We start from the raw sequence: 21,254 nt of genomic DNA, 5'->3' as shown, positions 1-21,254 counted from the left end.
GGCCATGGGGGAAATGAGCGAGCGCGCGCCCAAGAACGAGGATAAGGAAGCCGACCACTTCCCTTATCGCCGGCCCGTCGATGCCGCGACGCTAATCCTGGTCGATCGCTCAAGCGCAACGCCGAGGGTTCTGGTCGGCCGCCGTCACGACAAGGTGGTGTTCCAGCCCGGCAAGATCGTCTTTCCCGGTGGCCGGGTCGATAGCGCAGACAATCGCATCCCACTCGCGGGTCCCATTCCTTCAGCGCTTGAAGCGAACCTGCTCAAAGGCAGCCCCAGGATCACCACTTCGCGCGCCCGCGCGCTCGCGGTCGCCGCCATCCGCGAGGCTTGCGAGGAAACCGGCCTGTGTCTCGGGCGCAAGGCGGAAGGCAAGACGCCTGCACTGTCCGGCCCATGGAAGCCCTTCACCGACGCCGGCCTCCTGCCCGATCCCTCCGGTCTGTTCTTGATCGCGCGTGCCATCACCCCGCCCGGCCGCGTCAGGCGTTACGACACCCGCTTCTTTACGGCGGACGCCTCGGCCATTGCCCATCGCGTCGAGGGCGTGGTGCATGCCGATGCGGAGCTTGTCGAGCTGGTATGGGTCGAGCTCGGATCGAAACCGCTCGCCGATCTGCACCGGATGACCACACGCGTGCTCGAAGAACTCGCGCAGCGGCTATCGACCGGCCCGTTGCGTCACGACGCCGAAGTGCCGTTCTTCCGTGCGGAAGGCGGCGGGGTGCGGATGCGCCGGGATGTACTCGGCGCTTCATAAGGCTGACGCGTGGTTTCATCACGCGGCGGTGATCGCAAATAACAGCTTCATCGCGTAGTTGCACAAAAACAAAATAATCTTCCCGCCTGACAGCAATGGCAGCTCGGCCTGCCGTGCCTATCTTAGTGCGTAGCGATAACCAAAACGGATTGGGGCGATGGCACGGCGGCAACTCAAGCTCGGCGCTTTCATGCGGCCGATCAGCATTCATACCGGCGCGTGGCGCTATCCCGGCGCCTGGCCTGACGCCAATTTCAATTTCGCCCACATCAAGCAGCTCATCCAGAGGCTGGAAGCCGGCAAGTTCGATGCCTTCTTCATGGCCGACCATCTGGCTGTCTTGAACATGCCGATCAATGCGCTCAAGCGCAGCCACACCGTGACGTCGTTCGAGCCGTTCACCCTGCTCTCGGCTTTATCTGCGGTGACCGAGCGCATCGGACTGATCGCGACAGGCTCGACCACGTTCGACGCGCCCTATCACGTCGCCCGCCGTTTTGCCTCGCTGGACCACCTGAGCGGCGGGCGTGCGGGATGGAATATCGTCACGACGTCGAATCCGGACGCGGCGCTGAATTTCGGGCTCGACGAGCACATGGAGCACGCCGAGCGCTATAAGCGCGCCCGCGAATTCTATGACGTCGTCACGGGGCTGTGGGATTCCTTTGCCGACGATGCCTTCGTGCGCGATGTCGAAAGCGGGCTTTATTTCGATCCTGACAAGATGCACACGCTCAACCACAAGGGAGAATATCTCTCGGTGCGCGGCCCGCTCAATATCGGCCGCCCTGTGCAAGGCTGGCCGGTCATCGTGCAGGCCGGCGCATCCGATGACGGCCGCCAACTCGCAGCGGAAACGGCGGAAGCTGTCTTTACCGGTGGCGGCAGCCTGGCCGACGGGCAAAAACTCTACGCCGACATCAAGGGGCGGATGGAGAAGATCGGCCGCAATCCCGAACACCTGAAGATTCTGCCCGGCGCATTCGTCGTGGTGGGCGACAGCATCGACGATGCCAAAGAGAAGCGCGCGCTGCTCGACAGCCGGGTGCATTACGACAGCGCCATTGCCTCGCTCTCGGTGATCCTGGGCACGGACGCATCCAGCTTCGATCCCGACGGCCAGTTGCCGCCGATCCCCGAGACCAATGCGAGCAAGAGCGGACGGCAGCGCATGGTCGATCTCGCGGCGCGCGACAAACTTACCGTGCGCCAGCTTGCCCAGCGCGTTGGCGGCTATGGCGGACTGTCGTTTGTCGGCACGCCGCAGTCGATCGCCGACCAGATGGAAGAGTGGCTGACGGGCTACGGCAGCGACGGCTTCAACATCATGTTCCCGTACCTGCCCCAGGGTCTTAACGACTTCGTCGACAAGGTGGTGCCGGAACTCCAGAAGCGCGGGATCTTCCGGAAGGAATATGAAGGGCCGACCTTACGCGAGAATCTCGGCCTTCCGCGGCCGAAAAACCGCTTCTTTGAGAGGTAACGCGCGTATTCCGCAAAAGTGCGGTACCTACTTTGCGAGCAGAATACGCGCAAAAGCAAGGATTTTGGACCGATTTTCGAAGGTTTTGGCCGCCAAAACCTTGACTTTGGGCGGTTTGAAGCTAGGTTGCGCCCGAACGCAGAGGCCCCCCGTGGCCCGCGCCCTATTCCATAAGCTAAAGGTTTTCGAACATGGCCAAGGCGGTCACCATCAAGGTCAAGCTCGTCTCTTCGGCAGACACCGGTTTCTACTACGTCGCCAAGAAGAACTCGCGCACCATGACCGACAAGCTCGTCAAGAAGAAGTACGACCCGGTCGCGCGCAAGCACGTCGAATTCCGCGAGTCCAAGATCAAGTAAGATCTCGTGCGACCAGCGGCAGAAATAAAACGGGGCCCTATGGGCCCCGTTTTTTATTTCAGCGTCTTTTATCGCGGGCCTATGCCGTCTTCAGCATCGGTGGCGCGGCTGGCCTGATCAGCGCGAACGCGACCTGGATGATGCCGCCGGCGAGCCCTAGCGCGACGCCAATCCGCCAGGCCATGGTGTAGGAGCCGAGTGAATCGTAGAGCAGGCCGCCGCCGAAGGCGCCGAGGAAACTACCGAGCTGATGGCTCATGAAAGCCAGCCCCTGAATCATCGCCTGCCATTTCAGTCCGAACATTTCGGCGACCGCACCCGCAACCAGCGGACCTACCCCCATCCAGAGGAAGCCCATGATCGCGCCGAACAGGAGTGTGCTGGCTGGTGTCGGCGGCAGCGTGAAATACCAGGCAAGCGCGAGCGAGCGTAAAATATAGATGCCGCCCAACAGCGCGAGCTTGCTCCAGCGCTGCCCGGCCCAGCCGAAGAAAATGCTGCCGAGCACGTTGAAGCCGCCGATCATGCCAAGCGTCTGCGCGCTCAGCATGGGGTCCATGCCGCAGATCGCAAGGTACGACGGCAGATGCGTGGTCAGGAACACGAGCTGCATGCCGCAGACGAAATAGGCGCAGGTCATCACCACGAACGAGGCATTGCCGAACGCAAGCCTGACCGCCGCACCCGCCGAATTGTCGCCGATGTCGTCACCTGACGGCTTGGGCAGCGGAATGGCGTCGATGCGGCCGGCAAGCCACGCAGCCGGAATCATCGCGATGGCCAGCACCACAAAACCGGCAAGCCCTACCCGCCAGCCATAATCCGCACTGAGAATTTGTCCGACCGGCGCGGACAAAAGCGCGCCGAGCGAGCCCGCACCGGAAACGAGGCCGAGGACGGTCGAGCGCACGGTTGCGGGGACCGCGCGCGCCGCAACCGACATCGCGATCGCCGCCGCCGTGCAGGCAAGCGAAATCCCGATCAGCAACCCGCCGCCGATCATCACGCTGACGAGGCCATGCGCGGTCGCCATCAGCACAAGACCGGCGATATAGGCGGCCGCACCTGTCACCATGATGGAGCGGAAGCCGAAGCGGACCGTCAGCGCGCCCGCCAACGGCTGCAGAAAGCCCCAGGCGAGGTTTTGCACGGCGATGGCGAGGGTGAAATCGGAGACGGATATACCGATGTCATGGGTCAGCGGCTGCATGAAGATGCCGAGCGACTGGCGCAGTCCCATGCTCAACGTCAGCATGAGCGAGGTGCCGATCAGGATCGGCAATGTCGGACGCAGGACCTGCAACAGGGGCATTGTTCTTGTTCTCCCGCCTCGGCCCGCGAAACATCTTATTTCCGTCAGCCGAAATAAGTACACAGACCTGTGTAATTAGCCTATAATGCTGTCTCGCTGTCAAGTTCGAGAGGGTTGGCGTATTCGCATGGCAAACCTGCCCGCCGAAGCAAGCAAGAAGCCGAGCATGAAGGAGCGGATTCTCGAAACCGCCGACCGGCTGTTTTATCTCAAGGGGATCAGGGCGATCGGGGTCGATACGATTGCAGCCGAAATCGGCATCAGCAAGCGCACGCTCTACAACCATTTCCCGTCAAAGGACGCGCTGATATCGGCCTATCTGGAGCGCCGCTTCGTGCAACCGCGCCCTTCGGACAAATCCCCGGTCGAGCAGATTCTCGGCACCTTCGATTCGCTGGAGCGGCGTTTTTCGGCGAAGGATTTCCGCGGCTGCCCCTTTGTCAACGCGGTCGCCGAGATGGGACCCAGCGACAAGTCAGTGAAAAAGATCGCCATCGATTTCAAGGAGAGCCGTCGGCTCTGGTTTCGCGACCTTCTCGTGAAGCTGGGCGTGGCGGACGCGGAAGGGCTCGCGACGCAACTCGTGCTCCTCGTCGACGGTTCGATCGCGCAGGATCTGGTGCGCGACGATCCAAAGATGGCGCGGGCGGCAAAGGAGGCTGCAAAGGTACTGTTGGCGGGCGCCGGTGTGCGGCTCAAAGCGTAGCGGTATGAATCAGGCGGCGTTCGCGACCACGCGGTTGCGGCCATCGTGCTTGGCGCGATAGAGCGCAACGTCAGCGCGCTTGAGCACGTCGGCGACCGCCTCGCCCTTGGTCTCAAGCGTCGAAAGCCCGATCGAGATCGTGACCTCGATGCGTTTTTCGCCCTTGTTGACGACAAAGGGCTCACCCGCGATGGAGCGCCGCAGGCGCTCGGCCACCATGCCGGCGACATGCATGTCGGTTTCAGGCATCACGATCACGAACTCCTCGCCGCCATAACGGCAGGCGAGATCGATACCGCGGATCGATTTGCGCACTCGCACCGCGAATTCGCGCAGCACATCGTCGCCGGCGTCGTGGCCGTAATTGTCGTTGATCGACTTGAAGAAGTCGATGTCGAGCATCATCACCGCGAGCGGCTTGCCGCGGCTGGAGGCCTGTTCGGCGAGCGTCGCCAGATGGCTTTCCATGTAACGGCGGTTATGCAGGCCGGTCAGCGCGTCGGTAATCGCGGCCTCGATCGAGTTCTGCACGTTGTCGCGCAGATGATCGGTATAGCGGCGCTTGCGGATCTGGGTACGCGCGCGCGCCAGAAGCTCGTTCTTGTCGACGGGGCGCAGCAGGTAGTCATTGACGCCGATCTCGAGTCCCCGCAGCAGCCGCGTATTGTGATCGGCGTCCGCGATCGCCAAAATCGGCACGTGGCGGGTGCGCTCGAGCGAGCGCGCCTGGCTGCACAGCCGCAAGCCATCGAAATTATCGAGACCGAGCGAGACGATCAGAAGGTCGTAGTCGCCGTCGGCGGCACGAAACAGCGCTTCCGAGGGATTGGTTTCGAGGTCGACGGCGTGTTCGCCGGTCAAAACCGGCACCAGCCGTTCATAGGATGACGGGCGATCGTCGACCAGCAAGACGCGGCCGCCCTTGCCGGTGTCAGCGACCGCGCTGCGCTCCGGCGCCTGAACGCCGATCTCGAGTGAGGTGATGGCGCGCATCCGCAATTCGTCGGTCATCATCTTGAGCCGGGTCAGCGAGCGCACACGGGCAATCAGGACCACGTCGGAGACCGGCTTGGTCAGGAAATCATCGGCACCGGCCTCCAGACCGCGGACGCGGTCGGACGAACTATCGAGCGCCGTCACCATGACGACGGGAATGTAGTGTGTGGCGGGGTTCGACTTCAGCCGGCGGCAGACCTCGAAACCATCCATATCCGGCATCATGACGTCGAGCAGGATGATGTCGCACTCGGCGCGCGCACACATTGCCAGCGCCTCAGTGCCGTTCGAGGCGGTCAGCACATCGAAGTATTCCGCCGACAGCCGCGCTTCCAGCAGTTTGACATTGGCAGGAACATCGTCGACGACAAGAACACGCGCGGACATCTTGAAAACCCTTTATCCGATAAACCGCCGGACGGTCTCGATAAACTTGCCGACCGAGATCGGCTTGGACAAATACGCCTCGCAGCCGCCTTCGCGGATGCGTTCTTCGTCGCCCTTCATGGCAAACGCGGTAACAGCGACCACCGGAATGGCACGCAGCTCCGGATCGTCTTTGATCCATCGCGTGACCTCGAGGCCCGACACCTGCGGAAGCTGGATATCCATCAAAATCAGATCGGGGCGAAGCTTGCGCACGAGATCGAGCGCTTCGAAACCATTACTGGTGCCGGAGGTCTGATAGCCGTGCGCTTCAAGCAGATCGCGAAAGAGCTTCATATTGAGCTCGTTGTCCTCCACGATCAGGACGGTCTTGGCCATCCCGCCCCTCCACTCTCAATGCAGGCATCGAGGGCAAAACCCTCAGCGCCGTTCACCCCATCAAAAAGTGAAATCAAACTAGCGCCAGATTCGCTCCAACCCGTTAAGCCGGGGCTCGACTTCCACGACGTGGTTGCCAGTTGCTTGAACAGGTTCCGCAGACTCGGGCATGATCGTTTAGAAACTAGAGACCATAAGTTACGGAAAGGCAAATCGGGACTTTGAGAAAATCAAAACGGAACCCCCGGGAAGTAGCTGAAATCGTTGCCATTCAGGCGCTTTCCTTTGTCGCGGGCGATCCCGAGAGGCTGGGCAGGTTCCTGGCCGAGAGCGGGATCGGTCCGGAGACACTGCGTGGTGCAGCGGCCGATCCCCGATTCCTGGCGAGCGTGCTTGATTTCGTGATGCGCGATGACGCGACCGTGAAGGCATTTGCGGAAGCTTCGCAGCTTCATCCGACCAACGTGGCCGCGGCCCATCAGGCTCTCAATGATCCTGATTGGGAACGCGACGTGCCGTGACCCCAAGCCTGCCAGTTGCAGAAGGCCCGACCTGCTTTTGCAGGGATTGCTTCAGCGATCTGGACATCACCGCGAAACGATGCCGCGCCTGCGGCTCGCCGCGGCTGGTGCGTCACCGCGCGCTTCCCTCGCTCACCCTCGCTCACATCGATTGCGACGCTTTCTATGCCACCGTCGAGAAGCGCGACAACCCGGAACTGGCCGACAAGCCGGTCATCATCGGCGGCGGCAAACGCGGCGTGGTCTCGGCCGCCTGCTATATCTCGCGCACCTATGGCGTTCGCTCGGCGATGCCGATGTTCAAGGCGCTGGATCTCTGCCCTTCGGCGGTCGTGATCCGGCCGGACATGGCCAAGTATGTCCGCGTTGGCCGCGAGGTGCGCCGCGCGATGCAGGCGCTCACGCCGCTGGTCGAGCCACTGTCCATCGATGAAGCTTTCCTCGACCTCAGCGGCACCCAACGTGTGCACGGCATGATTCCAGCCAAAGTACTGGCGCGTTTTGCGCAAACGATCGAACGCGAGATCGGCGTCACGGTGTCGGTCGGGCTTTCCTGCAACAAGTTTCTTGCCAAGATCGCCTCCGATCTCGACAAGCCCCGCGGCTTCGCAACGCTCGATCAGGACGACGCGCGGACGATGCTGGCGGACAAGCCGGTCAACTTCATCTTCGGCGTCGGGCCTGCGACCCAGGAACGCCTGGTCCAGCGCGGCTTTCGCCTGATCGCGGATTTGCAGCACGCCGACGAAGCCGAGCTGATGAAGCAGTTCGGCGCCGAGGGACAGCGGCTGTGGCGGTTGGCGCGGGGGATCGACGACCGCCGCGTGGTGGCCGATCGCGGCGCCAAGACGATCTCGAACGAGACCACTTTCGAGAACGACATCCGCGATTTTGCGACCCTTGAAAGACTGTTGTGGTGGCTGTCGGAAAAGGTCTCAAGCCGGCTCAAGAGCAGCGAGCTTGCGGGATCGACCATCACGCTCAAACTCAAGACCGCCGATTTCCGCCAGCGCACCCGCTCGCAGTCGATTCACGCGCCGACCCAGCTCGCGGCCAAGATTTTTGCGATATCGCGCGAAATGCTGGCGAAGGAAATCGACGGCACGCCGTTCCGCCTGATGGGCACAGGCGTCAGTGCACTTCGTCCGGGCTCGCAGGCCCACGACACCGACATGCTCGATCGGCGCTCGGCGGATGCGGAACGCGCCATCGACGGCCTGCGCAAGAAATTCGGCAACGCCGCCGTGATCCGCGGAATTGCCTATGAGGGGCCGGAGAAGACGGAAGACGACGACTAAATCTGTCCCTCGTCATGGCCGGGCATAGCCGTTCGAAGAACGGCGTCGCTTCCGCTCGCCTATAGCCCGGCCATCCACGCCTTCCTTGATGCAGCAAGACGTGGATACGCGGGTCAAGCGCGCGTATGACCTCCGGGGGCGCGATGCACCCCGAAGGTCACTTGCAAGGCTTGGCATCCTTTACGTTGAATTTTCCGAGCGCGCCGGAAATCACGAAGTCGTTGTAGTCGAGCACCAGCGCGCGCGACACCCCGTTCTCGAACAGTTCGAACGACATCGCATAGAGCGGCCCCTGCTCGCCTTCCTCGCGCTTGGCATCGTGATCATAGTAGCTCACCGTCACTGGCCAGCGCGTGGTCGACTTCATCACGTCGTTTTCGGTCGATGGATCGGGCGAGGCGATGGTCTTGTCGCCCTGGATCGGCTGACCGATCACCGCCAGCGTATTGAATACCTTTTCGCCATTGTCCGATCCGTCATAGACGGTCTGCTCCAGGATGGTTTTGCCATCCTTGGCCGCCGTGATGATGTGCTGGATCTGCTCGGTCGGGAATACAATCGAGCCATCGAGGTTGAAGGTCTTGGCCTGCGGCTGCTTCAGTTTCACCGTGATGTGGTCGCCGACCCGCTCCGCGATCCCGTCGATCGGCCCCGTGTCGACGTCATTCATCCGCGAATCGATCTTGAAGCGGTAGGTCTTGCCGGCGGCATCTTCCCAGGATGTCGAGCGAAGGTCGGACAGGGTCACCTTGTTCTCGCCGTTGTCCATCTCCGACACCTGGCGGAATTCGGAGGTATAGCCTTCGCAGGCGCTTCCCGTGAAGCTGTAGAGGATGCGGCCGCGTGCGCTGCTGATCGAGTTGGCGCGCGACTTCACAAGGCTCAGTTCATACAGCGCCTGGTGGGACAGAAAACTGCTGTTTGCCGCGGCTACGGCGCTTCCGGCAAACCCCATGGTCACCGCCGAAACTGCCAGGGCCAATGGCAGCGACTTGACGTTGGGAGACAAAATCCGGAATGCGCGGGCCATCGGTTCTTCCTTCGGAGCGACTGGTTCCTGCCGTCAAGCACAGCCCGCGCACGTCTGCCCCTGTATGGGAAAACGTCACACCATTTCTTCGTCGGACCGGACTCAATCAGAAGGTTTCGTCAGAATATTCATCGTCTGATTGCGCCGCAACTGCGGCCAAATGGCGGAAAATGCCGCTTTGCCATGTTTTTCGGCATTGGCTCAGCAGCCTCGCGGCCAGTCGGGTAGTGAACGTCAAATCCGCTCCACTACCCGCCACTCGCTTGCAACTGGCGGTGCGATGCGCGAAACAAAGCGTCCCGGTCGGTTGTGGCCGGATGCATCCTAGTGGGGACAAAACATGGCGGGTACGGTCGAACAGAAACTGGCATCCCAGGGCATCACCCTGCATGAGCCGCCGAATCCGGTGGCGAATTACGTGCCGTTCGTACGCAGCGGAAACCTTCTGTTCGTTTCCGGTCAGGTCTGCCTCGGCGCGGACGGCAAGCTGATCTCCAAAGGCAAGCTCGGCGCCGGTGTCACGATCGAGCAAGGCGCTGCCGCCGCACGCGGCTGCGCCATCAATCTGTTGGCGCAGGTCAAAGCCGCGATCGGCGACCTCGACAAAGTGGCGCGCGTGGTTCGCCTCGGTGGTTTCGTGAATTCGGCGCCCGACTTTCTCGATGGACCGAAAGTGCTCAACGGCGCCTCCGACCTGATGGTCGCAGCGTTCGGCGACAAGGGCCGGCACGCCCGCACGACGGTCGGCGTGTCCGCGCTGCCGGCGGACGCCTCGGTCGAGGTCGAAGGGGTGTTCGAGATCTCATAAACGAGGAGCTCGCGATGCGCGCGCCCGAGTGGCTGACGGCGCGGCCGGTGGCCCATCGTGGCCTGCACGATCGTGCGCGCGGCATCGTCGAGAACATGCCGGGCGCAGCACTTGCCGCCATCGAGGGCAATTTCGCCATCGAGTGCGATATTCAGCTTACCGCCGATGGCGAGGCCATGGTGCATCATGACGATGCACTCGGCCGTCTCACCGAAGGCTCGGGCGCCCTGCTCGGCCTCAGTTCGAGCGCGCTGAAAGACGTTCGCTTCAAGGACACATCCGAGCGGATGATGTCGCTTGCCGACCTCTGCATTCTCGCGAGGGGCCGCGTTCCCATCGTCGTCGAGGTCAAGAGCCATTTCGACGGCGACCGCCGGCTGGTGACGCGCATGGCGGAAGTCCTGAAATCCTATTCGGGACCGGTAGCCGGCATGTCCTTCGATCCGGATCAGGTCGTCGCGCTTCGGGACATCATTCCGGATCTGCCGCGCGGCATCGTCGCGCAAAGCGACTACACGGAAGCCGACTGGCCTGAGGCCTCGCCAAGCCAGCGGAACGGCATGCGACATCTCAAACACGCATTACGAACCCGGCCGCAATTTGTCGCCTATTGGGTCAACGACCTGCCGGCGCCCGCACCCTGGATCGCACGCCATATCTTTGGCCTGCCGCTCCTGACCTGGACCGTGCGGACATCAGAACAACGGGCGCGCGCCGCCCGCTATGCCGATCAAATGATCTTTGAAGGGTTCCGGCCTTGATTTCAGCACCTTGAAGTCCGCCCCGCATTGCACAATGTTATCAAGGGAGATCACGGCCACGGGCGATGGCTGATCAGAGAGCTCTAGGCCAGCCGTTACCGCATGGATTCATCTGAAATCACCCTCGAAGCGGTTTCTTCCGTCAGCCAGGTCACGGCTGAGGAATGGAACGCCTGCGCCAATCCACGAGCCTGCCCGGACGGCTCTCCCGCTGGCTTCAAAAGCCATTACAACCCCTTTGTTTCGCATGCCTTTTTCTCGGCCGTGGAGGCGTCCGGCTCAGCTACGCCGCGCACAGGCTGGGGTCCGCGGCACTTGCTCGCCCGCCGCGACGGCGTCATCGCCGGCATCGTGCCCTGCTATCTGAAATCGCATTCGCAGGGCGAATACGTCTTCGACCGCGGCTGGGCGGACGCCTACGATCGCGCAGGTGGCAGCTATTATCCGAAACTTCAGGCCTCGGTTCCGTTTACGCCTGCCACCGGCCCTCGCCTGCTGGTCCGCCCTGACGTCGATCAGAACGAAATCCGCAGCGCGCTGGCGCAAGGCCTGATGGCGCTATGCCAAGCGATGGACGCCTCTTCCGTGCATGTGACGTTCGCGCGTGAATCGGAATGGAAACTGCTCGCCGATCACGGCTTCCTGCAACGGACCGACCAGCAATTCCACTGGCGCAATCAGGACTACCGCAGCTTCGACGACTTCCTCGCCACGCTGAACTCGCGCCACCGCAAGGCGATCAAGCGCGAACGGCGCGAGGCGGTCACGAACGGCATCACCATCCATGCACTCAATGGCAGCGATATCACCGAGGAAGCCTGGGACTCGTTCTTTGCATTCTACATGGAGACCGGCTCGCGCAAATGGGGCCGGCCATACCTCACCCGATCGTTCTTCTCGCTGATCGGCGAGACCATGGCGAAAGACGTGCTGCTGATCATGGCGCGGCGCAACGACCGCTGGATTGCGGGGGCCATCAACTTCATCGGCTCGGATACGCTGTTCGGTCGCAACTGGGGTGCGATCGAGCATCATCCGTTCCTGCATTTCGAGGTGTGCTATTATCAGGCGATCGAGTACGCCATTACGCACGGTCTGAAAACGGTTGAAGCCGGCGCGCAAGGCGAGCACAAGATCGCCCGGGGATACCTGCCGCAAACCACCTATTCGGCTCACTTCATCGCCGATCCCGGCCTGCGTCACGCCATCAAGGATTATCTCAAGCGCGAGCGCGCCTATGTCGCCGAAATGGGCCGCGAGCTCACCGAGGCCGGACCGTTCCGTAAAAGCGATGGCGACTCGGACAACGATTAGATCAGGAGTTATTCATGCCCGCCTATGACCCGCAAAATCCCTTTGCAAAAATCCTTCGCGGCGAATTTCCCTGCTACAAGGTCTATGAGGACGAGCACACGCTGGCCTTTCTCGACATCATGCCGCGTTGTTCCGGCCATACGCTGGTGATCCCGAAGGCGCCGGCTCGCAACATCCTCGACATCACGCCTGACGACCTCGCTCATGTTGCGCGTGTCGGACAAAAAATCGCGCGCGCGGCGATGACGGCGTACGACGCCGACGGGATCACGGTGCAGCAGTTCTCCGAACCCGCCGGCGGACAGGTCGTGTTTCACCTGCACATGCATGTGATGCCGCGCCACGAGGGCGTGGCGCTGTTGCCGCCGGCAAGCCGCAAGGAAGAGGCCGCGGTGCTGGAGGCCAATGCCGCCAAGCTCGTCGCGGCGTTGAAGGGATAGCGGCTACTCCGCCTCGCTCGTCTCTGTTCTCTGCGCCGCGAGCGGCGAGAAATCGCAACGGTCAGGTTTGAGATCGATCAGCGGGGTATCGTCGAGACAGTCGAGCCCGCGCACCAATACGCTCGATCCCTCGATGCCCACGAACTTGACGATCGAGGTGCCGATCGGATTGGGCCTGACCGGCGAGCGCAGCGAAAATGTGCCGCGGGTTTTTCCGTTCTTCTTCGGACTCTGCAGCACGAGATTGCGCGGCGACCGGTGCAGCCAGTAGATCACCTCGAGATGTTCGTAGAACTCGACGCCCTGGAGCGCCGGCACCCACGGCTCGAAAATCTCGATCCGGCAGATCGGCCCCTGCTGACTGCCCTGCCGCGGCGTCTCCTCGCGCGCTTTCCAGGGCGTTCGGATGCGGCCGATAAAAACGAGGCCGGCATCTTTGGTCTCGGGCATGTCGACGGCGACTTCGCCCTCGCGCAATTGTGCTTCCACAGTCATCGCTTTAGTCCAGTGAGATATTCCGCGCCTTGACCACCGCCGACCACCGGGCACGATCGTCCTCGATGAATTTGGTAATCTCGCCCGCGCTCTGCGGGCGCTTCACCGTGTAGCCGATTTTCCGAAGCGATGCACGGAAGGCCTCGTCCGCCATCGCCCGGTCGAGGCTCGCTTTCAGAACGCCAGCGACATTTTCCGGCACCTTGGCGCGCACCGCAACGGAAAACCAGACGCTGACCAGGTAATCGGGAAAGCCGCTCTCGGCAATCGTCGGCACGTCAGGCATTTCAGGGCGTCGTTCAGCCGAACTCACGCCCAGCGCCCGCGTTGATCCGGCCGTAACCGGAGGCAACGCGGTACCAAAGGAATCGAACATCAGTTGCACGTTGCCTCCAAGAAGATCGACCATGGCGGGGCCAGCGCCCTTATAGGGCACGTGCGTCATCTCGATTCCGGCCATCTGCTTGAACATCTCGCCGGCAAGATGAATCACGCCCCCCGTTCCGGCCGAACTGAAGCTGAGCTTGCCCGGATTTTGTTTGGCGTAAGCGACAAATTCCCCGACCGTCTTCGCCGGCACGGAGGGATGGACCTCCATGACCAGCGGGTCTTCGGTGACGATCGCAAGCGTCCGAAAATCCCGGTCGGGATCGTAGGCGAGCTTCTTGTAGAGCATGGGATTGAGCGTGAACATCGAGCCGGACACGACCAGCAGCGTGTAGCCATCTGCGTCGCTGCGAGCGACCGCTTCGGCCCCGATCGCGCCCTGCGCGCCGGGCTTGTTTTCGACAAACGTCGCCTGCTTGAGATCCCTGGCCATATAATCCGCAACCACCCGCCCGACGACATCGGTCGGGCCGCCTGCGGAATAGGGAACGACGAGCCGTAGCGGACGCGCCGGAAACTCGGCGGCAGGAGCTGCTGTCACGGCGAAATAGGTCACCGCGCTAGTGAGCGTAACGATGAAGGCTGACTTGAACTGTCCGCCCATGTGTTTCCTCCGCTAGCGACATTGCGCGAGCGAAACAATCAAATCAGCAATAGAACGATCAGCCAAGCCACCATTTTCCGACCAGCATCACAACTTCGCCCGAAACCACGCCGGCGAAGATCGAGCGCCGCGTCAGCATGAAGACGATGAAACCGACGATCAACGCACCGTATCTCAAAAAGTCCGGGACACTCGCGAGCGCACCCGGCGGGTGCACCAAAATCTCGGCAATCACGCCGGCAAGGATCGCGGTGGCGACTGCCTTGACCCACATCAGGAGATCGGAGCCCTCGTCGATGCCGCCGCCGAGCCACAGGCCGAGCATGCGCCAGATCTGGTTCGGGATCACGCCCGCCAGCAGCAGCACGACAAGCGGGTGCCAGTCGCCAAAGAAATCGTTCACGAAACTGCTCATGACGCCTCGCGCCACTTGTGGACGGCAAAGGCCATGGTGCCGGCCGCAACGCCGCTGATGAGGATGTCGAAACCGCTACCGAGCAGCGAGGCCAGCGGATAGAACGCAAGCCCGAGTCCCAGCGCCAGCACGTCCGCGAGCTCCTTGGAATTGCGGGCCGTCGAAAACAGAAACGCCAGTGGCGTCAGCAACAGGATCGCCGAGGCGTAGGTCTGGGTCAGGTTCGCGGCGAGCTCATAGCCGATCGTGGTGGCAACCAGACCGATCAACACCAGCCCGCTGCCGAGCCCGTGGACAAAGACAATGCGGCGGTCGCGCGGCACATGCGGCAGAAAACGATAGCACTCGACCCAGAGCGTCACCGCGGTGAAATGGGCGACCAGTATGAGCTGCCGTTTTTTGGTTTCGGGCGAGCGCATCATCGGCAACACCGAGATCACCATCGGAAACAGCCGGATCGCACTCACGGTCACCGCGATCGCCGACTGCACGATGGGCGCACCGGAGGCGAGTGTCGAGATCAGGATGATCTGCGCCGGACCAGCCCATACCAGCAGCGTCGACAACAAGGCCCAGGCCAGCGAGAAATGCGTGTCATGGGCCAGCGCGCCGATACCAATATAGGTGACGAACAGCACAGCCGAGAGAATCGTCGATCGAACTGCCGACATACCGTAGCCGTACGCGCGCAGCGGCCGGTGCCATTGAGGTGAATCGAGCGGTGGGAACGACATTGCAGGATGAGGTGGGGTGGTCTGAGGCCCCCCTTAACGCTTCTATTCAGACGGGCGTCAAGCGAAGGTGCTTCACGGCTGGCATGCTCTAGTGGTCCGATTCTAACATTCGCATCCTATCGAGGCGGGTACTTTTGCGAATGTTAGAATCATAGGACCACTAGCAAATATAGGTCTCCAGTGGAGTTTCGGATTTGACATTCGCTTTATGAGCTCGCCGCTAGGCGGGTAGCGAATGTCAAATCCACTCCACCGGCGTGCATGACGAGCCGGGATCAGCCCTGGATATTTCGCAGCACAAAGCAGGCGCCGCCGGCGCGTCGGATGCGGTTGCAGAGGTCGTCGGCTGCCGGCCGTGTGTCCGCGCCAATGCGCACCTGATAGAAGGCCCGCATGCCGCGGCTGCGGTTCCGCGAACTGAGCAGGGTCGGCGTCTGGTCGCCGATCACGCCGCGCAGTTTCGCCATCGCGCGCGAATACGAGGCCATCGCAATGTTGCGATCGAATCCGCCGGCCAGTTGCACGCCCCACGGCTGGGCGGCGCCGAGTTGCACGCTCTCCTCAAGCCGGCTGACGAAGTAATTCGGCGCGCGCTTGAGCAGCGCCATCAGATCCTGGCAGGTGGTGCGCGCAACGGCGCGGTCCGAGATCTGACCGCCCCGCCCCGCGGCCTGCCATTCCTCGACGGTGGCGCCGGTAATGACAGAAACGTAGTGGCGTGTCTCGGCTGGCATCGGTCCTGTCCCGGCCAGCCATTCCTGCACCCGCCGCGGACCTGCATTATAGGCCGCCGCCGCCAGCCCGAGATTACCGAACTGGCCGCGCAACTCGGCGAGGAATTCGGCGGACTTCGGCAGCGCCTGGACGGGATCAAAAGGATCGAGCAAGCGCCGCTCGTTCGCAGTGCCTGGCATGAACTGCGCGATGCCTTGGGCACGTTGGCCACTGCGGGTCATCGGCCCGATGGCGTCCGGCTGAAAGCGGCTCTCCTGCCAGATGACGCGAGCAAAAAACTCGAGCGGCAGATTGTTGGCCCTCGCCGCCGCTTCGATCATCAGGCACACGGACTCCCTTGTATCCTGATTGACCGGCTTGTCCGGCGGCTTGCTGCCTGCATTCTCCGAGGGTTTCTCTTCCGGCTTTTGTTGAGGCTGGTCTTCTCGCGCCTTTTCCGCAGGCTTTTCTTCCGGCGGCTTTGCTTGCGAATTGGCGGGTTCTTCGACAGCCGGCTTAGCGCCCTGCGAACCGTCACTGGCTGGCGCAGTTTCCTCTGCGGCCGCGCCCGCGATGCAAGCGAGCAGCGCGACCCCAAGCAGAAACCAGACCGCCCCCCTGAAACCTCGCATCGCGATCAACCTTTGGCACCGTCCCTGGTGAAACCATCCTTGACAGGCGCTTGGCGCAGTTTAGCTATCATTCGATGATGGCGCTTTGATAAGAGCTTTCCAACATGCCTGTTCCCTCCGACGACCGCTTTGCGCCCGACGATGATGCGCCGATTCCCTACATGGCGCGCACGCGGGAATATTACGCCGCGATCGGTTACAGCACGCCCTACCGGTGGGCGCATTATGTCGAGGCCCCGTTCCAACCCTTGCGCAAGCCGCTCGCACAATCCCGTATCGCCCTCATTACAACGGCAGCCCCCTTCGATCCCAGCAAGGGCGACCAAGGTCCAGGCGCGAAATATAACGGCGGCGCCAAGTTCTATTCTGTCTATGACGGCGACACTTCAAAGACACATGATTTGCGGATTTCGCACATTGCCTATGACCGGGTGCACACCTCGGCCGAGGACAGCGGCACCTGGTTCCCGCTGCCGCAATTGCTGCGCCTCGCCGCCGAAAAACGTATTGGCGAAGTGGGCCCCCGTTTCTTCGGCGCACCGACCAATCGCAGCCATCGCGTGACGAACGAGACCGACGCACCTGAGATCCTCGCCCGCTGCCGGGACGATGGCGTCGACGCTGCTGTGCTAGTCCCGAACTGCCCGGTCTGCCATCAAACGATAGGCCTCGTCGCGCGGCATCTCGAAGCCAACGGCATTCCAACGGTCGTGATGGGGTGCGCCAAGGACATCGTTGAACATGCGGCAGTGCCCCGCTTCCTGTTCTCGGATTTTCCGCTCGGCAACTCCGCCGGCAAGCCGCATGACGTGCCGTCGCAGGTATTCACGCTTGAGCTGGCGCTGCGCGTGCTGGAGACCGCACCTTCCGCGCAAACCACGGTGCAGTCGCCGCTGCGCTGGAGCGTCGATCCTGCCTGGAAGCGCGATTACAACAACGTCGCGGCGCTGAGCGCCGAGGAACTGGCGCGGCGCCGGCGCGAATTCGACGCACAGAAGGAGATTGCGCGGACCTTGCGCGACACGGCCGCCTGACGGCTGCCTGAAAGCGTAAAATCGTCCTTATTCTCGTCGTTTGCGGCCTAGTGGAGTGGATTTGACATTCGCTTCCTGTCACCCGGAATGCGTAATGCGAATGTCAAATCCAAAACTCCACTAGAAACCTATATTTGCTAGTGGTCCTTTGATTCTAACATTTGCAAGAATGCCAGCCAGATCGGGGTGCAAATGTTAGAATCGGACCACTAGTCTTCAAAAATCGATTTACGTTAACGCGGCTTTTTGGCCCCGCTGCCCTTTTATGCGCCACCGGCTCGCGTAATAGATCAGGTTTCCGATTGGGAGTTTTCGATGCCTGAGCGACGCCATAGCCCACGTGACAAGGTGATTTACGGCGGGACCGCCGAGATCGCCGAAGGTGGCGCGTCCAGGGATTGCGTGGTGCGCAACATTTCGGAAAGCGGCGCCCATCTCGAATTCAAGAGCCCGCTCGGCATCCCAAAGGATTCCCTGCGGTTGACGATCGCGCGCAAGGGCCGTTCGGTCGTGGCCAAGATCATCTGGTGGCGCGACAATTTCGTTGGCGTGGCGTTCAGCCCGGACCACTCCTACGAACTGCCTGGCTCGGACCTCGCTGAACGGCTGCGCCGGAGCGAAAAAAAGAAGCGCCAGTTGCAGCGCCGCATCAAAGAACTGATCGGCGAAGGCTAGACCTCTCCGCCACACAGACCATCCCTTGTGTCCCCTCCCTCGCCCGCCCATAATCGCGGCAAAATAGGGAGGACACAAAAACAATGCGCCGGCTCTCATTGATTGTCGCCGCCGCCCTCTTGGGCTTGGCCTGCGAACCCGCCTCTGCGCAAACCACCGACCGCACCATCGACGAGATCAAGGCCGAGACGCTCGCGCGAGCCCAGACCGGCGCGTATCCGGCGCTTGGCATTCAGCCGGCTGACGCAGCCGAGGCGCTTGGACGCATCAAGAGCCGCGATCCGGACGAATGGGCCGCGGCCTGGAGTGCAGTCGCGGACACCTACATGGCCAAAGCCAAGGCCACCGCCGACCCCAAGGAAGCCGACGCCAATTTCGTTCGCGCCTGGCGGCTGTATTATTTCGGCCAGTGGCCCGCGCCGACATCCCAGGGCAAGCAGGCCGCGTATCAGAAAGCGATCGATGCCTATTTGCAGCACGCCCGCTACTTCTATCCGCCGCTCGAAGTCGTGCACATCCCGTACGGCGACAAGGAAATCACCGGCTATCTGAGATTGCCGGCCAACGCGCCGCGGCCGGTGCCGCTGGTGCTCGCGATCTCCGGCCTCGACAGCCGCAAGGAAACCGTCGCCGAGACTTACGCGGCCGCCATTCCCGAAGGCATTGGATTCTTTGCCGTCGACAGTCCCGGCACCGGCCAGTCTCCGCGCAAGGCCGACGAGACCGCCGACCAGATCTATTCGCGCGTGCTCGACTATCTCGCGACCAGGCCCGAGGTCGACAAGAACCGCATCCTTGTCCACGGCCAGAGCTTTGGCGCGTACTGGGCGGCGAAACTCGCCCACACCGAAGCCAAGCGTCTGGTCGGTGCCGTGACGCAGTCGCCGCCGATTCATCGCACGTTCCAGCCGGATTTTTTTCGCGCACGGATGTACACGCGTGAATACCTGTTCGACTACGTGCCAGCGAGCCTGTTCGTCTATGGCATGAAATCATCAGATGAACTGATCGCGTTCCTGCCGAAGATGTCGCTGCAAACGCAGGGCCTGCTCGGCAAGCCGGCCGCACCCATTCTGGTCGTGGGCGGCACGCGCGATACGCAAGTACCGATCGACGACCTCGAATTGCTGATCAACAGCGGCACCGAACCGCGGGAAGCCTGGATCAACCCCATTGGCGGGCACATGGGCCGCACCGCTGACACCTGGCCGGACCCGGTAATCTTCAAGAAAATCATCCTGCCGTGGGAAGTGCGCCACCTCAACGCCAAGGTCGGTGCGCCGTAACGGATGGCGGCTTTTTGCGGCTGCGAAGGTTGCGACGAATATCGCACTTTCAACGGAAGCACACTTCTGTCAGCTTACGGCCGCCCGGCGGGTCAACGAGCCGGGCCAACAATGACAAAAACAAACAAAGAAAACAGCCGGAGGAATTCTGATGCCCGCCACGTCCGAGCGCCGCCTCATCGTCAATCGCCGCACGCTCTTGCGCGCCGGCGGAGGCCTGGCAGGCATTCTCGCCACCGGCGGCGCGCCCGTCTTTGCGCAGGCTCAGCCCAAGAAGCTGGTGTTCGCGCACATTAACGCAGTGCCGGAATCGGCGGCGGTCGCCTTCGACTGGATGGCAAAGGAGCTAACCGCTCGCTCCAACGGCGCGCTCGAAATGCAGTTCTTCGGCAAGACCCTGATCCCGCAAGAGCTCGAGATCATGAACGCAGTGAAGTCCGGCAGCGTTGCGATGGGGAGTCCCGCGGGCGCGGCCGCCACGATCTTCCCGGAGATGGGCGCTTTCCTGGTCCCCTATCTGGTGAAGGATTACGCCACCGCTTACGCGATGTTCAACGGCAAGGTCGGTGACAAGCTGAGCAAGCAGATCGAGGACAACTACAAGCTCAAGGTACTCTGCTATTTCGATTACGGCTTCCGCCATTTCTGGACTTCGAAGAAGCCGATCGTCGAGCCGAGAGACCTGCGCGGCATGAAGATCCGCGTCCAGCAGTCGAAGATCTTCGGCGACACCATCAATGGGCTCGGCGGCAATGCGGTGCCGATGGCCTATGGCGAGGTCATCACCGCCGCCAAGCAAGGCGTGATCGACGGCGGCGATCTGCCCGTCGTCAACATGAAGGCGCTCAAGATTTACGAAGTCTCGAAATACGCCTCCCTCACCTACCACAACTACGGCCCGACCAACGCGGTGATGAACCTCGACATCTGGAACGGCCTGACGGGCGACCAGCAGAAGCTCGTTCTCGACCTGTCGCGCGCGGCCCAGGAAAAGATTCGCCAGCAGACCGAGTCGGTCGATAATTTTGTTGAGGCCAAGGCGCTGCTGGAGCCGCTTGGCATGACCGTGGTCGAAGCCAAGGTCGACGAATTCCGCAAAGTGGCGCAACAGAAGATCTGGCCGGCCTACAAGTCGCAATACGGCGCACTGTGGGACGAGATCGAAGGTTTCAAGGCTTAAGCCGCCACTGAACGCATTCCTCCCGGAATTTTGACGCGCATGCTGCGGATCCTCAAAACCGCCCCGAAAGTTGCGGTCACGGCGCTGATCGTGCTCGCCATCGTCAATCTTCTGGTCGGCGTCATCCTGCGTTATTTCGTCGGCGCGATCACGGACTGGCTCGATGTCGATCCGGTCCCGTTCACCTGGGTCGAGGAAGTCGGCGAACTATCGCTCGCCTGGCTGACGCTGATTGGTGCTGCGATCGGCCTTCAGTCGCGCTCGCATTTTGCGCTGTCCGTGTTCGTGCATCGCCTGCCGGAGAGCTCACAGCTCTGGATCAGGCGCTTCAACCACGCGCTGATCGCGGGCGTCGGCCTTCTCGTCGCGTGGTACGGCTGGAAGCTTTGTGTACTCAACCGCGCCTTGACGACGCCCGGCCTCGAAATCAGCCTCGCCTGGCTCTACGCTTCGGCCCTCGTCGGCGGCATCCTGATTGCGATCTACGGCCTTGCTGAAATGCTGTCGCCGTTGCCGCAACCCGACTCTCCGCATTAAGGCACCCG

At 61.9% G+C, this 21,254-nt stretch carries 24 protein-coding genes; 15 read left to right on the top strand and 9 right to left on the bottom strand.

What is annotated here, in order from left to right:
• Nucleotides 1–4: 4 nt before the first annotated feature.
• The 3 genes from BUA38_RS30675 to rpmG all read left to right on the top strand — a co-directional run bounded on the left by BUA38_RS30675 (nt 5) and on the right by rpmG (nt 2,602).
• Entirely contained in the window at nt 5–760 is a 756-nt protein-coding gene (locus BUA38_RS30675; RefSeq protein ID WP_156898809.1) for an NUDIX hydrolase, read from the top strand.
• 157 nt (nt 761–917) lie between these two features.
• Nucleotides 918–2,243 (top strand): LLM class flavin-dependent oxidoreductase, encoded by a 1,326-nt coding sequence (locus BUA38_RS30670; RefSeq protein ID WP_072823911.1) that lies wholly within the window; start codon nt 918–920, stop codon nt 2,241–2,243.
• Between the two features lie 191 nt (nt 2,244–2,434).
• On the top strand, nt 2,435–2,602 hold the full coding sequence (gene rpmG / locus BUA38_RS30665) for a 50S ribosomal protein L33 (RefSeq protein WP_045008041.1): 168 nt from the start codon (nt 2,435–2,437) through the stop codon (nt 2,600–2,602).
• 79 nt (nt 2,603–2,681) lie between these two features.
• Here the strand turns inward: rpmG and BUA38_RS30660 are convergent, their stop codons facing one another.
• Nucleotides 2,682–3,914, bottom strand: a complete 1,233-nt coding sequence (locus tag BUA38_RS30660; RefSeq protein ID WP_072823909.1) for an MFS transporter — start codon at nt 3,912–3,914, stop codon at nt 2,682–2,684.
• 166 nt (nt 3,915–4,080) lie between these two features.
• Here BUA38_RS30660 and BUA38_RS30655 point away from each other — a divergent pair, with 166 nt between their 5' ends.
• The gene (locus BUA38_RS30655; protein WP_172806173.1) at nt 4,081–4,620 is read left to right on the top strand and encodes a TetR family transcriptional regulator; all 540 of its coding nucleotides are present in this window, start codon (nt 4,081–4,083) and stop codon (nt 4,618–4,620) included.
• Nucleotides 4,621–4,629: 9 nt separating this feature from the next.
• On the opposite strand, the gene BUA38_RS30650 is transcribed toward BUA38_RS30655, so the two are convergent.
• Together BUA38_RS30650 and BUA38_RS30645 are read right to left on the bottom strand one after the other, a co-directional pair.
• The gene (locus BUA38_RS30650; RefSeq protein WP_072823905.1) at nt 4,630–6,003 is read right to left on the bottom strand and encodes a PleD family two-component system response regulator; all 1,374 of its coding nucleotides are present in this window, start codon (nt 6,001–6,003) and stop codon (nt 4,630–4,632) included.
• Between the two features lie 12 nt (nt 6,004–6,015).
• The gene (locus tag BUA38_RS30645; RefSeq protein ID WP_027538546.1) at nt 6,016–6,381 is read right to left on the bottom strand and encodes a response regulator; all 366 of its coding nucleotides are present in this window, start codon (nt 6,379–6,381) and stop codon (nt 6,016–6,018) included.
• 221 nt (nt 6,382–6,602) lie between these two features.
• Here BUA38_RS30645 and BUA38_RS30640 point away from each other — a divergent pair, with 221 nt between their 5' ends.
• Both BUA38_RS30640 and BUA38_RS30635 read left to right on the top strand, forming a co-directional pair.
• Nucleotides 6,603–6,902 carry a DUF3572 domain-containing protein gene (locus BUA38_RS30640; protein WP_072823903.1) on the top strand — a complete coding sequence of 100 codons (300 nt, stop codon included), beginning with the start codon at nt 6,603–6,605 and terminating at the stop codon, nt 6,900–6,902.
• Entirely contained in the window at nt 6,899–8,200 is a 1,302-nt protein-coding gene (locus tag BUA38_RS30635; protein ID WP_244553105.1) for a DNA polymerase IV, read from the top strand. Before BUA38_RS30640 ends, BUA38_RS30635 begins: the two co-directional genes overlap by 4 nt.
• A gap of 157 nt (nt 8,201–8,357) precedes the next feature.
• On the opposite strand, the gene BUA38_RS30630 is transcribed toward BUA38_RS30635, so the two are convergent.
• Nucleotides 8,358–9,230: a cell envelope integrity EipB family protein gene (locus tag BUA38_RS30630; RefSeq protein ID WP_072823899.1), complete on the bottom strand. Its 873-nt coding sequence runs from the start codon at nt 9,228–9,230 to the stop codon at nt 8,358–8,360.
• A gap of 340 nt (nt 9,231–9,570) precedes the next feature.
• On the opposite strand from BUA38_RS30630, the gene BUA38_RS30625 reads away from it, so the two are divergent.
• The 4 genes from BUA38_RS30625 to BUA38_RS30610 all read left to right on the top strand — a co-directional run bounded on the left by BUA38_RS30625 (nt 9,571) and on the right by BUA38_RS30610 (nt 12,553).
• Nucleotides 9,571–10,038 carry a RidA family protein gene (locus tag BUA38_RS30625; protein ID WP_072823897.1) on the top strand — a complete coding sequence of 156 codons (468 nt, stop codon included), beginning with the start codon at nt 9,571–9,573 and terminating at the stop codon, nt 10,036–10,038.
• 14 nt (nt 10,039–10,052) lie between these two features.
• Entirely contained in the window at nt 10,053–10,799 is a 747-nt protein-coding gene (locus tag BUA38_RS30620) for a glycerophosphodiester phosphodiesterase (RefSeq protein ID WP_072823895.1), read from the top strand.
• A 102-nt stretch (nt 10,800–10,901) separates the two neighbouring features.
• Nucleotides 10,902–12,113 (top strand): GNAT family N-acetyltransferase, encoded by a 1,212-nt coding sequence (locus BUA38_RS30615; protein WP_072823893.1) that lies wholly within the window; start codon nt 10,902–10,904, stop codon nt 12,111–12,113.
• 14 nt (nt 12,114–12,127) lie between these two features.
• The gene (locus BUA38_RS30610) at nt 12,128–12,553 is read left to right on the top strand and encodes an HIT family protein (protein WP_072823891.1); all 426 of its coding nucleotides are present in this window, start codon (nt 12,128–12,130) and stop codon (nt 12,551–12,553) included.
• A 3-nt stretch (nt 12,554–12,556) separates the two neighbouring features.
• Here the strand turns inward: BUA38_RS30610 and tsaA are convergent, their stop codons facing one another.
• The 5 genes from tsaA to BUA38_RS30585 form a co-directional block, all read right to left on the bottom strand.
• Nucleotides 12,557–13,048, bottom strand: coding sequence for a tRNA (N6-threonylcarbamoyladenosine(37)-N6)-methyltransferase TrmO (gene tsaA / locus BUA38_RS30605; protein ID WP_072823889.1), 492 nt, complete (start codon nt 13,046–13,048; stop codon nt 12,557–12,559).
• A 4-nt stretch (nt 13,049–13,052) separates the two neighbouring features.
• Nucleotides 13,053–14,039, bottom strand: coding sequence for a Bug family tripartite tricarboxylate transporter substrate binding protein (locus tag BUA38_RS30600; RefSeq protein WP_072823887.1), 987 nt, complete (start codon nt 14,037–14,039; stop codon nt 13,053–13,055).
• A 58-nt stretch (nt 14,040–14,097) separates the two neighbouring features.
• Nucleotides 14,098–14,442: an AzlD domain-containing protein gene (locus tag BUA38_RS30595; protein WP_072826563.1), complete on the bottom strand. Its 345-nt coding sequence runs from the start codon at nt 14,440–14,442 to the stop codon at nt 14,098–14,100.
• An 8-nt stretch (nt 14,443–14,450) separates the two neighbouring features.
• On the bottom strand, nt 14,451–15,188 hold the full coding sequence (locus tag BUA38_RS30590; RefSeq protein WP_072823885.1) for an AzlC family ABC transporter permease: 738 nt from the start codon (nt 15,186–15,188) through the stop codon (nt 14,451–14,453).
• Nucleotides 15,189–15,463: 275 nt separating this feature from the next.
• Entirely contained in the window at nt 15,464–16,534 is a 1,071-nt protein-coding gene (locus BUA38_RS30585) for a lytic transglycosylase domain-containing protein (protein ID WP_072826562.1), read from the bottom strand.
• A gap of 104 nt (nt 16,535–16,638) precedes the next feature.
• Here BUA38_RS30585 and BUA38_RS30580 point away from each other — a divergent pair, with 104 nt between their 5' ends.
• The 5 genes from BUA38_RS30580 (at nt 16,639) to BUA38_RS30560 (ending at nt 21,246) form a co-directional block, all read left to right on the top strand.
• Nucleotides 16,639–17,568 carry a glycine/sarcosine/betaine reductase selenoprotein B family protein gene (locus tag BUA38_RS30580; RefSeq protein ID WP_072823883.1) on the top strand — a complete coding sequence of 310 codons (930 nt, stop codon included), beginning with the start codon at nt 16,639–16,641 and terminating at the stop codon, nt 17,566–17,568.
• A gap of 315 nt (nt 17,569–17,883) precedes the next feature.
• Complete coding sequence (locus BUA38_RS30575; RefSeq protein ID WP_072823881.1) at nt 17,884–18,243, top strand: PilZ domain-containing protein; 360 nt, start codon at nt 17,884–17,886, stop codon at nt 18,241–18,243.
• An 83-nt stretch (nt 18,244–18,326) separates the two neighbouring features.
• The gene (locus tag BUA38_RS30570) at nt 18,327–19,529 is read left to right on the top strand and encodes an alpha/beta fold hydrolase (protein WP_072823879.1); all 1,203 of its coding nucleotides are present in this window, start codon (nt 18,327–18,329) and stop codon (nt 19,527–19,529) included.
• 151 nt (nt 19,530–19,680) lie between these two features.
• Nucleotides 19,681–20,709 (top strand): TRAP transporter substrate-binding protein, encoded by a 1,029-nt coding sequence (locus BUA38_RS30565; protein ID WP_072823878.1) that lies wholly within the window; start codon nt 19,681–19,683, stop codon nt 20,707–20,709.
• Nucleotides 20,710–20,748: 39 nt separating this feature from the next.
• On the top strand, nt 20,749–21,246 hold the full coding sequence (locus tag BUA38_RS30560; RefSeq protein ID WP_072823876.1) for a TRAP transporter small permease: 498 nt from the start codon (nt 20,749–20,751) through the stop codon (nt 21,244–21,246).
• Nucleotides 21,247–21,254: the final 8 nt, after the last annotated feature.

Source organism: Bradyrhizobium erythrophlei, from assembly GCF_900142985.1.
GTDB lineage: Bacteria > Pseudomonadota > Alphaproteobacteria > Rhizobiales > Xanthobacteraceae > Bradyrhizobium > Bradyrhizobium erythrophlei_B.
Note: the sequence above shows the minus strand (reverse complement) of the source record. Positions and strands in the feature narration are given on the sequence as shown.

Excerpts from the sequence above, each read along its gene's own strand:
- BUA38_RS30600 (WP_072823887.1), bottom strand. The coding sequence starts at position 14,039 with ATGGGCGGACAGTTCAAGTCAGCCTTCATCGTTACGCTCACTAGCGCG.
- BUA38_RS30575 (WP_072823881.1), top strand. The coding sequence starts at position 17,884 with ATGCCTGAGCGACGCCATAGCCCACGTGACAAGGTGATTTACGGCGGG.
- BUA38_RS30625 (WP_072823897.1), top strand. The coding sequence starts at position 9,571 with ATGGCGGGTACGGTCGAACAGAAACTGGCATCCCAGGGCATCACCCTG.
- BUA38_RS30660 (WP_072823909.1), bottom strand. The coding sequence starts at position 3,914 with ATGCCCCTGTTGCAGGTCCTGCGTCCGACATTGCCGATCCTGATCGGC.
- BUA38_RS30615 (WP_072823893.1), top strand. The coding sequence starts at position 10,902 with ATGGATTCATCTGAAATCACCCTCGAAGCGGTTTCTTCCGTCAGCCAG.
- BUA38_RS30570 (WP_072823879.1), top strand. The coding sequence starts at position 18,327 with ATGCGCCGGCTCTCATTGATTGTCGCCGCCGCCCTCTTGGGCTTGGCC.
- BUA38_RS30675 (WP_156898809.1), top strand. The coding sequence starts at position 5 with ATGGGGGAAATGAGCGAGCGCGCGCCCAAGAACGAGGATAAGGAAGCC.
- BUA38_RS30560 (WP_072823876.1), top strand. The coding sequence starts at position 20,749 with ATGCTGCGGATCCTCAAAACCGCCCCGAAAGTTGCGGTCACGGCGCTG.
- BUA38_RS30630 (WP_072823899.1), bottom strand. The coding sequence starts at position 9,230 with ATGGCCCGCGCATTCCGGATTTTGTCTCCCAACGTCAAGTCGCTGCCA.
- BUA38_RS30565 (WP_072823878.1), top strand. The coding sequence starts at position 19,681 with ATGCCCGCCACGTCCGAGCGCCGCCTCATCGTCAATCGCCGCACGCTC.
- BUA38_RS30620 (WP_072823895.1), top strand. The coding sequence starts at position 10,053 with ATGCGCGCGCCCGAGTGGCTGACGGCGCGGCCGGTGGCCCATCGTGGC.
- BUA38_RS30650 (WP_072823905.1), bottom strand. The coding sequence starts at position 6,003 with ATGTCCGCGCGTGTTCTTGTCGTCGACGATGTTCCTGCCAATGTCAAA.
- BUA38_RS30645 (WP_027538546.1), bottom strand. The coding sequence starts at position 6,381 with ATGGCCAAGACCGTCCTGATCGTGGAGGACAACGAGCTCAATATGAAG.
- BUA38_RS30670 (WP_072823911.1), top strand. The coding sequence starts at position 918 with ATGGCACGGCGGCAACTCAAGCTCGGCGCTTTCATGCGGCCGATCAGC.
- rpmG (WP_045008041.1), top strand. The coding sequence starts at position 2,435 with ATGGCCAAGGCGGTCACCATCAAGGTCAAGCTCGTCTCTTCGGCAGAC.
- BUA38_RS30655 (WP_172806173.1), top strand. The coding sequence starts at position 4,081 with ATGAAGGAGCGGATTCTCGAAACCGCCGACCGGCTGTTTTATCTCAAG.
- BUA38_RS30585 (WP_072826562.1), bottom strand. The coding sequence starts at position 16,534 with ATGCGAGGTTTCAGGGGGGCGGTCTGGTTTCTGCTTGGGGTCGCGCTG.
- BUA38_RS30590 (WP_072823885.1), bottom strand. The coding sequence starts at position 15,188 with ATGTCGTTCCCACCGCTCGATTCACCTCAATGGCACCGGCCGCTGCGC.
- BUA38_RS30610 (WP_072823891.1), top strand. The coding sequence starts at position 12,128 with ATGCCCGCCTATGACCCGCAAAATCCCTTTGCAAAAATCCTTCGCGGC.
- BUA38_RS30580 (WP_072823883.1), top strand. The coding sequence starts at position 16,639 with ATGCCTGTTCCCTCCGACGACCGCTTTGCGCCCGACGATGATGCGCCG.
- tsaA (WP_072823889.1), bottom strand. The coding sequence starts at position 13,048 with ATGACTGTGGAAGCACAATTGCGCGAGGGCGAAGTCGCCGTCGACATG.